Consider the following 12,403-nt stretch of genomic DNA (forward strand, 5'->3'; position numbering starts at 1 on the left):
CGACGGAGGAGCCCCGCCGGCCACCGCGCCGGTCCGGCAGCCCTCAGGCCGGATAGGCGATCGAGCCCAGCGGCGGGCAGGGGACGAGCACGGTGCCGACGCCGGGGCGTTCGACGAAGGCCCGGGCCTCGGCGGCCCGCTGGCGCCGGGATTCCAGCTCGTCGGCGTGCCAGGCGTCGCGCCTGGCACGGGTGTGGTCCCACGTGTCGTCGATGAGACTCAGGCTGGTGTTGCCGGAGCTGCGCTGGAACTCCGCCTTCAGCGCGGCCTGTTGGAGCGCGGTCTGAACGGCGGCGAGATCGATGCGGGTGATCAGGACGCCGGGGGTGTCCGGTCGGCGGGTCGGCATGGGGGCCTGCGGGAGCGCCGACACCCCGGTGTCGAGGCGGCCGATGTTGTCGACGGCCGCGTCCTGGGCCTCCCTCGACATGATCTGGATCTCCCGGTGCAGCCAGTGGAACTCGTCCAGGTCGCCCGGGGTGACGCGCATCCGCTGGTACAGGGCCTGGAAACGGGGATCGTGGTGCAGCGGACGGACGTGCGGCATGTGGAGCGACACGCAGTCGTTGTAGCCGGCGGTCACCGCGGCGTCGAAGTGCAGGATGCACTGGTCCGCCTGTCCGCGGGCGAGGGCCAGGCCGGCGAGGCTCGACTGGCCCGCGGCGACGAGCCACCTGCCGTCGGGGCCGAGCGCCGTGGCGCGCCCGACCACGTCGTGGAAGCCGGCGGTGACGTCCCGCACCGCGGCGGGCCCCTTGGTCAGGAACGCCACCAGCAGATCGTGAACGCGGGTGGCCAGTGAGTTGACGGTGTCGACCATGGATCTCCTCGGGCCTCGGTGGTGAAGGGGGGAACGGGGTGTGGAGCCTGCGGCGCCCCCGTGGAGATGACGGGCGGACGTCGGTGAGCGGTTCCGGCCCGTCCGCGCCCATGACGTGCTCGCCGCGGCGGCGACGCGCCCGACGGGTGCGTGTACCTTTCGGATCGTCAACCTCCGGCGGCACCGACCGCCGGGACCACCCCGACGAACCAAGGACGGCATCGCGCATGAGCCCGGACCCGAACCCGGTCGACTTCACGGACACGCAGGTCGCCGGGCGCTCCCTCGACGTGCGCTGGATCCACGGGTCGGAGTCGGCCAAGCACAACACCGACCCGGAGCTGCAGGTCCACCACTACGACGAGCACACCGTCATCCTGCGGCAGAACATGGCGGTCAACTACGAGGCGCCGTTCCTGTTCCTGCTCTTCGGCAACGAACGCGCCGTCCTGATCGACACCGGCGCCACCGCCGACCCCGGGTACCTCCCGCTGCGCCGCGTCGTGGACGAGCTGGTCGCGGACTGGCTCACCCGCCACCCGCGCACCGGCTACCAGCTGCTCGTCCTGCACAGCCACGGGCACGGCGACCACGTCGCGGGCGACGCCCAGTTCGCCGACCGCCCCGACACGGTGCTGGTCGACGCCGGGCTCGACACCGTCCGGGCGTTCCTCGGCCTGGGCGACGACCCGGGCAAGCCCGCCGCACTGGACCTCGGCGGCCGGGTGCTGAGCTGCCTGGCCGGCCCCGGCCACCACGAGGCGGCGATCACCTACTACGACCCGTACACCGGCTTCCTGCTCACCGGTGACACCGTCTACCCGGGCCGGCTGTACGTCGCCGACTGGGACGCCTTCGTCGCGACGATCGACCGGCTGATCGCCTTCGCCGCCGAGCACCCGGTCAGCCACGTGCTCGGCTGCCACATCGAGATGACCACCGAGCCGGGCGTGGACTACCCGATTCGCTACACCTACCAGCCCGACGAGCCACCGCTGCAGATGACGGTCGCCCAGCTGCACGACATCCGCCGGGCGCTCGCCGAGGTGGACGGCCGGCCCGGGCGGCACGTCTTCGACGACTTCCTCATCGTCCACCGGGCCGGGTGACACCCGCTCCACCGGCCCGGAGGACCGGCCGCCTCAGCGCGCGGCCGAGGGGCCGGTCCAACCGGTCGGCACCCGGCCCAGGCGCACGCGCTGCGGGTGGTCGCCGACCGGGACCGAGACGGTCCGGCGCCCGGTGGCGAAGTCGATCGCGGTGACCCGGTCGGCGCCGCTCTCGGAGATCACGCAGCTGCGGCCGTCGCCGCTGACCGTGGCCCAGTACGGCTTCACGGCGGGGACCAGCTCCCCCTCCTGGAGCGTGGCCCGGTCGACCACCGTCGCGTAGTCGTCCATGGTGCCCGCGACGCACAGCTTGTCGCCGGCCGGGCTCATCGACAGGCCGTGGTGGCGCGAGTCGTTGACCCAGGTGGTGCGGTCCTCGCTGGTCGCCGGGTTCTTCGGCAGGGTCTTGACCCGGGTGATCCGGTCGGCGGCGACGTCGTACTCCACCACGCCGTTGAAGAAGGACACCTGGAAGTAGAGCGTCGACCCGTCGGGGGTGAACGCGGCCGGCCGGATCGCGTCGGACAGGTCCGACCGGCCGGCGGCGTCGAGCCGCTCCCGCATGTCGATCACCTTGACCGGCGCGAAGGTCGCGGCGTCCACCACGGTGATCCGGCGGTCCCCCTTCGTCCAGTCCAGCCACGGGGCGTCGAGGGCGGTGTTGACCTCGCCGATCGACATGTTCCAGATCCGGCGCCCGCCGTCGGTGAAGAGGTTCTCGTGCGGCTTGTCGCCGGTCCTGAAGGAGCCGAGCTGCGCCCCGGTGCGGACGTCGAGCACGTGGACCGTGTTCGACGTCGAGGCGGACACCGCCACCCGGGTGCCGTCCGGGGAGAGCGCCATGTGGTCGGAGCGGTAACCCGACACCGGGAAGCGCCAGTTGATCCGGCCGGTGGCGAGGTCGAGGGAGACCACGTCGGCGAAGCTCGGGCGGGAGACGACCACCGCGGACCCGTCGGGGGTCGAGTACATGTCGTCGACGAACTGGTCGTGCCCCTCGCCCGGGCCGAGCCGGATGCCCAGGAAGTACGCGAGCTTGACCGGGTTGAGGTAGATCTCGGTGAGCCGCTGGTCCTTGTCGGGGATGACGTCGATCCGGCCGATCCGGCCGAAGTCGCCGCTGGAGCGGATGACGTCCGCGGTGCCGTCCCAGTTGTTGCCCACGAACATCACCTCCCGCAGCCCCTCCGCCCGCTCGGACGCCGACACGGCCGCCGCCTCGGACGCCGCACCGGCCGGGGCGGCGGCGGCGAGGGACAGGACGGTGGTGGCGGCGAGGGCGCCGAGGGCCCTGGCACGGCGGGAGTTGCGGGTGGGACGGGAATCCGGCCGGGGCCTGGCGTGAGACATCGCCGCTCCTTCGCGCGTGCGCACGGGGACTGGGGAAGGGGTTTCACCGGAGGGACCAACCGGAGGGCTTCCTCCGGTGGCGCTACTCGACGGTAGAGACGGCGCCTCCTTCCTGACAAGACGTCAGCAAGGGCTTTCCTCCCCCGCGCGGGTGAGCGGGACCCTTCCCGCGGCGGAGGACGGGCGGTGCGCCGGGTGCGATCTTTGGAGCAGCCACCCGGCCGACGACGGCCGAAACCAGGTGAATCCTCCGATGAGCTAAGGAACATGACGATGCGTATGATACTTGCCGGTGTCGCCGTCCTGACCGCCGTGTCGGTCGCCGCCGCACCGGCCGCTGCCGCGGCGGCCGGGCCGAAGACGGGCCTGCGGGGCTGGGCCCGGATGGACCCGCACGGCCCCGTCGCCGGGCAGGACCGGCTCACGCTGGCCCTGGACGCGCGCTCGCGGCACCGGGCGGGCAGCGAGCCGGGGTCGACCCGGGCGCGGGGGCACGCGACGATCCAGCACGCCTTCCCCAACGAGGACGGCACGTTCTCCACCAACCGGATCGAGATCGACGTCGACTGCCTGGTCACCGAGAACGGACGCACCACCGCCGTCACCGGGACCGTCCGGTCCCTCACCTTCATCGTGCCGCCGGGCCACGAACAGCCCACCGCGCGGCCGGACTGGCACCCCGACACGGCCTTCAGCTTCTCCACCGACGCCAACGGGCGGCAGCGGGTCGGCTGGAGCATCCCGCCCTACAACGACCCGACGGCGCCGCCGGCCGCCACCAGGTGCGTCGCGCCCCTCCCCGCGCCCACCGACTTCTACCTGGTCGAGGGCGGCTTCACCCCGAGGCGGTGAGCCGCGGCGGGGTGCGCTCCCCCGACGCCCACCCGCCGAGCGACCGCCGGACCGTCGGCGAGACCGGCTCGTACGGGAGGTGGCCGTCACGGCCCACCATCGCGCCGGACGTGGCGAGCACGTCTGCGTGTCAGCGGCCGGTCGGGGCCGGGTGGGGGAAGGCTGGGCGCATGACGAACGCGATCCTGCACGCCCTGTCGATCACCGGCTCGATGACCTGGGAGATCACCTGGGCCCTCATCCTCGGCTTCGCCCTCTCGGCCGTCGTCCAGGCCGTGGTGCACAGGTCCACGATCGTCTCGCTGCTCGGCGACGACCGCCCGCGCACGCTGGTCCGCGCCGCCGGGCTGGGCGCGGCGTCCTCGTCCTGCTCCTACGCGGCCGTCGCGCTGGCCCGCTCGCTGTTCCGCAAGGGCGCGGACTTCACCGCCGCCATGGCGTTCGAGATCGCCTCCACCAACCTGGTCGTCGAGCTCGGCATCATCCTGGCGCTGCTGATGGGGTGGCAGTTCACCGCGGCCGAGTTCGTCGGCGGGCCGGTCATGATCGCGGTGCTCGCCGTACTGTTCCGGCTGTACCTGCGGGAGCGGCTGCTGCGCGAGGCCCGCGGGCAGGCCGAACGGGGACGGGCCGGCTCGATGGAGGGCCACGCGGCGATGGACATGTCGGTGCGGCGCGGCGGTTCCTTCGCCGCCCGGCTGTTCTCCGGCGAGGGCTACACCTCGGTGGCACACGTCTTCGTCATGGAGTGGGCGGCGATCCTGCGGGACCTCGTGCTCGGCCTGCTGATCGCCGGAGCCATCGCCGCCTGGGTGCCCGAAAGCTTCTGGCACTCCTTCTTCTTCGAGGGCCACCCGGTGGCCGCCAAACTGTGGGGCCCGCTGATCGGTCCGGTGGTGGCACTGCTCTCCTTCGTCTGCTCGATCGGGAACGTGCCGCTCGCCGTGGTGCTGTGGACCGGGGGCATCAGCTTCGGGGGCGTCGTCTCCTTCATCTTCGCCGACCTGCTGATCCTGCCGATCCTCAACATCTACCGGAAGTACTACGGCCGCGGCATGGCGGTCTTCCTGCTCGTCACGTTCTACGTCGCCATGGTCGCGGCCGGGTACTTCGTCGAGCTCACCTTCGGCGCGCTCGGCCTGATCCCCGACCCGGACTCGGCCGAGGTGCCGATGGAGGGGGTCTCCTGGAACTACACCACCTTCCTCAACATCGCCTTCCTCGGCCTCGCCGCCGCCCTGCTGGTCCGGTTCTTCCGCACCGGCGGCCGCGCCATGCTGCGCATGATGGGCGGCTCCCCGGACGCCCGCCACACCGACACCGAGCCCCACCACTGAGCCGGTGCGACCGGGCCGCGGGGAAGCGCCGGGCCGCTCACTCGAAACCCAGTGGCCCGATGCCCAGGTCCTCGCGCATCAGGCCGCGCATCCGGGCCATCGCCGTCCGCCGCCGGGCGATCAGCGGTGCGTCCTCGGCGGAGCCGACGGCCACGCCGCGGGCGTAGGCGTCGCGGAGCCTGCGCAGGCTGAGGAAGGCCTCGTTGCCGGCCGACACGACCTGGGTCGGCCCGACCAGCCAGAGGCGTTCGCTCGCCGTGTACAGGCCGGTGCTGCGGAAGGCCTCCCGCACGGCGGCGTCGCGGGCCGCGTCCGTCCGGTGGTCGCCGAGCGCGACGGCCCGGATCTCCTCGCCCGCCGCCTTCAGCGCGGAGACGTACTCGGTGTACGCCTCGCGCCGCACGGCCAGCGCGTACCGGGTCTCCTCGCGCCGCCACCGGTTGCGGTCGGCGGTCAGGGTGGCGGCGATGCCGATCCCGGCACCGGCGAGCGTGGAGAGCAGGGGCATCCAGTCCATGCCCGCAGCCTGGCCGAGCCGGCCCGGCCGCGCCAGTGACTTTCCGGTTCTCATGCCACCGTCGGCGGCCCGGGCGGCAGGGTGCCGGTGCGGACCACCTCGGCGTACCAGCGGGCGCTGTCCTTCGGGGTGCGGCGCTGCGAGGCGAAGTCGACGTGGACGATGCCGAAGCGCTTGCCGTAGCCGTACGCCCACTCGAAGTTGTCGAGCAGGGACCAGAGGAAGTAGCCGCGCACGGGCGCGCCGGCGGCGATCGCGCGGTGGACGGCGGTGAGGTGGGCGTGCAGGTAGGCGATCCGTTCGGGGTCGTGGACGGCGCCGGTCGGGTCGCTGTAGTCGTCGTACGCGGCGCCGTTCTCGGTGACCAGCAGGGGCAGGCCGGGCAGTTCGTCGCGCAGCCGGGTGAGCAGTTCGTACAGCCCGTCGGCGTCCACCGGCCAGCCCATGGCGGTGCGTTCGCCCTCGGCCGGGACGAAGCGGATGCCGTGGTCGGCGGGCCAGGGGGACGGTTCGCGGGGGTGACCGCTCGCACCGTCCGGGTGCGGGTGCGGCTCGGCCGGGTCGTCGGCGGCGACCACGGTCGGGGAGTAGTAGTTGAGGCCGAGCGCGTCGAGGGGCCGGGAGATCTCGGTGAGGTCGCCGTCCCGGACGAAGGACCAGTCGGTGACCGCGGCGGTGTCGGCGAGCACGTCGGCCGGGTAGCGGCCGTGGAACACCGGGTCCAGGAAGATCCGGTTGGCCAGGCCGTCGATCCGCCGGGCGGCCTCGCGGTCGGCCGGCCGGTCGGTGAGCGGGCGGACGGCGGCCAGGTTGAGGGTGAGCGAGACCCGCGCGGTGCTGGGGAGTTCGGCGCGCAGGGCGCCGACGGCGAGGCCGTGGGCGAGCAGCAGGTGGTGGTGGGCGGTGAGGGCGGCGGCCGGGTCCGTCCGGCCGGGGGCGTGGACGCCGCTGCCGTAGCCGAGGAAGGCGCTGCACCAGGGCTCGTTGAGGGTGGTCCACGTGGTGATGCGGTCGCCGAGGCGGGCGGCGGCCAGGGCGGCGTACTCGGCGAAGCGGTGGGCGGTGGAGCGGGCCGTCCAGCCGCCGCCCGCGGCGGAGCCGCCCCCGGCCGGGGTCTCCAGGTCCTGCGGCAGGTCCCAGTGGTAGAGGGTGGCGACCGGGTCGATGCCGTGCGCGAGCAGTTCGTCGACCAGCCGGTCGTAGAAGTCGAGGCCGGCCTTGTTGGCCGGGCCGGAGCCGCCGGGCTGGATGCGCGGCCAGGCGAGCGAGAACCGGTAGGCGGGCAGGCCGAGTTCGGCCATCAGCGCGATGTCGGCCGGGTAGCGGTGGTAGTGGTCGGTGGCGACGTCGCCGGTGTCGCCGTTGCGCACCCTCCCCGGTGTCCGGCTGAAGGTGTCCCAGATGGACGGGGTACGGCCGTCCTCGGCGGCCGCGCCCTCGATCTGGTAGGCGGCGGTGGCGGTGCCCCAGACGAAGCCGGCGGGGAACCTGAGGGGCGGGGTGTGCTCGGTCATGGGACCTTCCTGGGTGGGGAGTTGACGGGTTCCGGCGGTGCTCCGCCTGCTCACCCCTTGACGGCGCCCTGCAGGATGCCGCCGACGATCTGGCGGCCGAGCACGCCGAACACGAGCAGGACGGGGAGCGTGCCGAGCAGGGCTCCGGCCATCACGACCGACTGGTCGGGCACGTAGCCCTGGCCGAGCGACTTCAACGCGACCTGCACGGTGGGGTTCTGCGAGCTGAGGGCGACGATCGGCCAGAAGAAGTCGTTCCAGGTGGCCATGAAGGTCAGCATGCCCAGCACGGCCATGCCGGGCCGGGCCACCGGCAGCACGATCGAGCGGAAGATCCGCAGCAGCGAGGCCCCGTCGACGCGCCCGGCCTCGACCAGTTCGTCCGGCAGCGCCTGGACCAGGTACTGACGCATGAAGAACACCCCGAACGCGGAGACCAGCGAGGGCAGGATCACCGAGGGCAGGGTGTTCTGCAGGTCGAGCCGGACGATCAGCATGAACAGCGGGATCACGCCGAGCTGCGGCGGGATCATCATGGTGGCGACGGTGACCGCCAGCAGCAGCCCGCGGCCGCGGAAGCGCAGCTTGGCGAAGGCGAAGCCGGCGAGGGTCGAGGAGAGCACCACCCCGGCGGTGACGGTGGCCGAGACCAGCAGCGAGTTCAGCAGCGCCCGGCCGATCGCGGCCTGCCGCAGCGCCTCGCCGAGGTTGTGCAGCAGGTTCGGCCCGGGGGTCAGGGCGGGGGTGGCGGCGCTGAGTTCGGCGTTGGACCGGCTGGCCGCCACCAGCGTCCAGTAGAACGGGAAGGCGAACGCCACGGTCGCGGCGATCAGCACCGCGTGGGCGAGCGGGCCGCCGTGCAGCGGGGAACGGAGGGCGCGGCCGCCGGGCTGCGCGGGGCGTCCGGCCCGGGGCCCGGGCAGCGGGATACGACGGGACCGGCCGGCGGGCGGCGTCGGGCGGCGGGCCCGGCCGGCGGGCGGCGTCGGGCGGAGGGCCCGGCCGGCGGGCGGCGTCGGGCGGAGGGCGGGTCGAAGACGGGTCACGGGTCACCGGTCCGTACGGTTGCGTCGGGCGGCGATCGCCGCGTTCAGCAGGGCGAGGACGACGATCAGCAGGAACATCACCCAGGCGACGGCGGCCGCCCGGCCCAGGTGGAAGAAGGTCCAGCCCTGCTCGTAGAGGTAGAGCCCGAGGGTCTGGTACTGGTGCGAGATCCCGCCGCCGGCGTTGCCCTCGTAGAGCAGCGGCTCGCCGAACAGCTGGGTGGCGCCGATGGTGGAGACCACCACGGTGAACACGATCGTCGGGCGCAGCCCGGGGATCGTGACGTGGCGGAACTGCTGCCACTTGGAGGCGCCGTCGACGGCCGCCGACTCGTACAGCTCCCCGGGGATCGCCTGCATGCCGGCCAGGTAGATCAGCGCGTTGTAGCCGGTCCACCGCCAGGTGACGATGGCCGAGACGCCGAACTGCGAGCTCCAGGTACCGGCCTGCCAGTCCACCGGGCCGAGGCCCAGCTCGCCCAGCAGCCAGTTGATCAGGCCGTAGTCGCGGCCGAAGAGCTGGGCGAAGACCAGGGTGGCGGCGGCCACCGAGGTCGCGTACGGCAGCAGCATCGCCACCCGGAAGAACGTGCGGCCGCGCAGTCGGTGGTTGAGCAGGTGGGCCAGGCCGAGGGCCATCAGCAGCTGGGGGACGGTGGAGAGCACGCCGATGGTGAAGGTGTTGCGCAGCGCGTTCCAGAAGAACGGGTCGGCCAGCAGGCGGGTGTAGTTCTGCGGGCCGAGCCAGTCCATCCGCTCGGTGGTCTGCAACTCGACCCGGTGGAGCGAGACGTAGGCCGTGTAGAGCAGCGGGAAGAGCCCGAAGGCCGCGAAGAGGACGAAGAACGGGGCGAGGAAGCCGTAGGGGGCGAGCCGCCCGGCGCGGCGGGTGCGGGCCGGCGCGGGGCCGGCCGCGGGCAGCCGGGCGGAGGAGGTGAGGGCCATGGGCGTCGGTGTCCAGGTCGCCGGGTGCCGTCAGCTGCCGTCGGCCTTGCGGATGTTGTCCGTCGCGTGCTTCCAGGCGGTGTCGGGCGCGGTGCCGGTCCGCTCGACCTCGCCGAGCGCGTCGGTGAAGGCCTTGCCGATCACGCCGTCGTCCACCCCGAGAACCTGGGCCGGCATGGCGGCCGCGGACTCGCTGAAGATCTGCCCGATCGGCGCGTTGTTGAAGTACGGGTCCGTGACGTCCTTGATGGCGGCCTGGGCGCCGGTGGAGGACGGGAACGAGCCCTGCTTGGTGAACAGGGTGGTCTGCTGCTCCTTGGCGGTGAGCCACTTGATCAGCTCGGCGGCCTCCTTGGGGTGCTTGGCGGTCCTGGGCACGGTCAGGTAGGAGCCGCCCCAGTTGCCGGTCCGGCCGGGGCCGGGGGCGACGTCCCAGGTGCCGGCGCCGGCCGCACCCGCCTGGCCCTTGATGTAGCCGAGCATCCAGGCCGGGCAGCTGAGGGTGGCGAACTTGCCGGTGCTGAAGGCCTTGTTCCACTCCGGGGTCCACTGCGGCAGCTTGGCGGAGAGGCCGTCCGCGACCAGTCGGCCGGCGTCGGTCCAGGCGGTCCTGACGGCCGGGCTGCTCTCGTGGACCGGCTTGCCGCTCTCGTCGGCGTAGCGGACCCGCTGCTGGCCGACCTCGGCGGTGAACATCCCGGCCGCGCTGTCGGTCCAGACGTTGCCGGGCGTGGCCTTGGCGACGTACTCGCGGCCCAGGTCGAGGTAGCCCTGCCAGGTCGACCAGCGGGCGGCCAGTTCGGTGCGGTCGGTGGGCAGGCCGGCGGCCTTGAACAGGTCGGTGCGGAAGCAGATCGCCTCCGGGCCGATGTCGGTGCCGGCGCCCAGGATCCGGCCGTCGGCGGTCTTCGCGGCGGCGCCCTTCCACGGGACCAGCTCGTCGTTGACCGCGCCGAGGCCGAGGGTCGTCAGGTCGGTGAACTTGTCCGCCTGCTTCCGCAGCACGCTCGCCACCCGGCCGACCTCCAGGCCCTGGATGTCGGCGAGCCCGCCGCCGCCCGCGAGCTTGGTCTGCAGGGCCTGCCAGTACTGGCCCTCGTCCTGGGTGTCGGTCTGCTTGACGGTGATGTTCGGGTGGAGCTTCGTGTACTCCTCGTAGAGGCCGCTCTCCTTGAAGCCGAAGGTGCCGAAGAGGTCGATGGTGATGGTCACCTTGCCGTCGGCGGCCGCGCCTGAGGAGCCGGCGGAACCGCCACAGGCGGTGAGCAGGAGGGTGGCGGCGAGGGCGGTACTGCCGAGGACGGCGGCGGAGCGGCGCATGAGGTCTCCCTGGCGGGGCGGGTGGGCTTCGTGGCGAGGGTGAGGGTGCTGTCCGTGCGGTGCGTGCGGTGCGTGCGGTGCCGTGGCGCGTGAGAGCGCTCTCTGGAGATTCCTGAGAGCGCTCTCAGAACGCTGAGAGGAGCGTGCCGCGCACCGGCGGGGCGGTCAAGGGGTCGAAACCTGAACGTAATCTCGGCGTATCGACGACCGACCGTTCAGGGCGTGAAGGCACGGGCGAAGGCAGGGTGGACGCAGGGCTGAAGGGGACGCTCAGGCCGAGGCGCGCCGGACCAGCCGGGTCGGGGTGATCACCGAGGTGGGACCGCCCGCGCGCCGGCCCGGCCCTGCCGCGGGGGGTCCGGCGGGCGCCCCGGCTCCGGCCTCCGCGAGGCGGCGCAGCAGCAGCCGGGCCATCAGCCGGCCCATCTCCTCGATGTCCTGGCGCACCGTGCTCAGCGGCGGCTCGGTCCAGGCGGCGATCGACTCCACGTCGTCGAAGCCGACCACGGCCACGTCCTCCGGCACGCGTCGCCCGGCTTCGCGCAGCACGCGCAGCGCCCCGGAGGCCATCGCGTCGGAGGCGGCGAAGACCGCGTCCAGGTCGGGCCGACGGGCGAGCAGTTCGGCCATCGCCCGGCCGCCGCCGTCAGGGGTGAAGTCGCCCTCGGCGACCAGCGCCGGGTCGCCGTCGGGCAGCACGTCGCGGTAGCCGTCCAGGCGGTCGAGCGCGGAGGTCTGGTCGAGCGGCCCGGTGATGGTGGCGATGGCCGTGCGCCCGAGTGCCCGCAGGTGGCCGACGGCGAGGCGGGCGCCGCCGCGGTTGTCGCTGTCCACGTACACCAGGTCGCGGTCGGACTCCGCGCCCGGCCAGCCCGGCCGTCCGCCCACCACGAAGGGCAGGCCGGACCGGCGGGCCATCTCCGGCAGCGGGTCCGGCTGGTGCAGCGAGAACAGCAGCGCGCCGTCCACGTGCCCGCCGGCCAGGTAGCGGCCCACCCGCTCGTAGTCGTGCTGGTCCTCGACCATCATCAGCACCATCTGGTTGTCCGCGGCGGACAGTTCGCGGCCGATGCCACGCAGGTGCTGGGCGAAGAACGGGTCGGAGAAGAGCCGGCTGCCGGGCTCGGCCACCACCACGGCGACGGCCTGGTTGCGCCGGGTCACCAGCGTGCGGGCGGCCAGGTTGGGGACGTAGCCGAGCTCCTCGACCGCCTGCTCGACCTTCCGCCGCAGCGCCTCGCGGACCCCCGCACCGCCGTTCACCACCCGCGAGGCCGTGGCCCGCGACACCCCGGCCCGCTCGGCGACCGACTCCAGCGTCGGACGCGGCCCGGCCGGGTCGGCCTCGACCGTGGGGCGCGGCGGCTGCTCCGGCACCGTGGGGCTCCTCTCGCGGGGGCTTCGTCGCTTCGTCCCCAGAGCCTAGCGGGTCGCCGGGGCCGTGCTGAGAGCGCTCCCAGCAGGGTGGCGGACGGGAACCCCCACGCGGCGCACCCCGGGGCGGGGGGGGGGGGGGCCGGGCCGCCCCCCCCCCCCCCCCCCCCCCGCGGGGGGGGGGGGGGGGGGTAAACATATGGGTGTTAGATTTGGGGC

General features: G+C 73.4%; 11 protein-coding genes. 3 read left to right on the forward strand and 8 right to left on the reverse strand.

The annotated features are described in order from the left end of the window. Positions 1-43 precede the first annotated feature (43 nt). Positions 44-820, reverse strand: a complete 777-nt coding sequence (locus tag ACFVHB_RS07140; protein WP_380316400.1) for a hypothetical protein — start codon at positions 818-820, stop codon at positions 44-46. Between the two features lie 227 nt (positions 821-1,047). Between ACFVHB_RS07140 and ACFVHB_RS07145 the strand changes: the two genes are divergently transcribed. Then, complete coding sequence (locus ACFVHB_RS07145; RefSeq protein WP_380316403.1) at positions 1,048-1,929, forward strand: MBL fold metallo-hydrolase; 882 nt, start codon at positions 1,048-1,050, stop codon at positions 1,927-1,929. Positions 1,930-1,962: 33 nt separating this feature from the next. On the opposite strand, the gene ACFVHB_RS07150 is transcribed toward ACFVHB_RS07145, so the two are convergent. After that, on the reverse strand, positions 1,963-3,279 hold the full coding sequence (locus tag ACFVHB_RS07150) for a YncE family protein (protein WP_380316406.1): 1,317 nt from the start codon (positions 3,277-3,279) through the stop codon (positions 1,963-1,965). A gap of 273 nt (positions 3,280-3,552) precedes the next feature. Here ACFVHB_RS07150 and ACFVHB_RS07155 point away from each other — a divergent pair, with 273 nt between their 5' ends. Together ACFVHB_RS07155 and ACFVHB_RS07160 are read left to right on the forward strand one after the other, a co-directional pair. After that, positions 3,553-4,131, forward strand: a complete 579-nt coding sequence (locus ACFVHB_RS07155; protein ID WP_380316409.1) for a hypothetical protein — start codon at positions 3,553-3,555, stop codon at positions 4,129-4,131. A 170-nt stretch (positions 4,132-4,301) separates the two neighbouring features. Further along, positions 4,302-5,468 carry a permease gene (locus tag ACFVHB_RS07160; RefSeq protein ID WP_380316412.1) on the forward strand — a complete coding sequence of 389 codons (1,167 nt, stop codon included), beginning with the start codon at positions 4,302-4,304 and terminating at the stop codon, positions 5,466-5,468. A 37-nt stretch (positions 5,469-5,505) separates the two neighbouring features. Here the strand turns inward: ACFVHB_RS07160 and ACFVHB_RS07165 are convergent, their stop codons facing one another. From ACFVHB_RS07165 to ACFVHB_RS07190, 6 genes are all read right to left on the reverse strand, one after another. Then, entirely contained in the window at positions 5,506-5,985 is a 480-nt protein-coding gene (locus ACFVHB_RS07165; protein WP_380316415.1) for a hypothetical protein, read from the reverse strand. Positions 5,986-6,035: 50 nt separating this feature from the next. Then, positions 6,036-7,499: a GH1 family beta-glucosidase gene (locus ACFVHB_RS07170; RefSeq protein WP_380316418.1), complete on the reverse strand. Its 1,464-nt coding sequence runs from the start codon at positions 7,497-7,499 to the stop codon at positions 6,036-6,038. A gap of 50 nt (positions 7,500-7,549) precedes the next feature. Further along, the gene (locus ACFVHB_RS07175) at positions 7,550-8,545 is read right to left on the reverse strand and encodes a carbohydrate ABC transporter permease (RefSeq protein ID WP_380316421.1); all 996 of its coding nucleotides are present in this window, start codon (positions 8,543-8,545) and stop codon (positions 7,550-7,552) included. A gap of 3 nt (positions 8,546-8,548) precedes the next feature. Continuing rightward, a complete protein-coding gene (locus ACFVHB_RS07180) occupies positions 8,549-9,490 on the reverse strand; it encodes a carbohydrate ABC transporter permease (RefSeq protein ID WP_380316424.1) in 942 nt (313 codons plus the stop codon). A 30-nt stretch (positions 9,491-9,520) separates the two neighbouring features. Continuing rightward, positions 9,521-10,810: an extracellular solute-binding protein gene (locus ACFVHB_RS07185; protein ID WP_380316427.1), complete on the reverse strand. Its 1,290-nt coding sequence runs from the start codon at positions 10,808-10,810 to the stop codon at positions 9,521-9,523. Positions 10,811-11,080: 270 nt separating this feature from the next. Further along, positions 11,081-12,187, reverse strand: coding sequence for a LacI family DNA-binding transcriptional regulator (locus ACFVHB_RS07190; RefSeq protein ID WP_380316430.1), 1,107 nt, complete (start codon positions 12,185-12,187; stop codon positions 11,081-11,083). Positions 12,188-12,403 lie beyond the last annotated feature (216 nt).

The organism is Kitasatospora sp. NPDC127111 (assembly GCF_042677465.1).
Taxonomy (GTDB): domain Bacteria; phylum Actinomycetota; class Actinomycetes; order Streptomycetales; family Streptomycetaceae; genus Kitasatospora.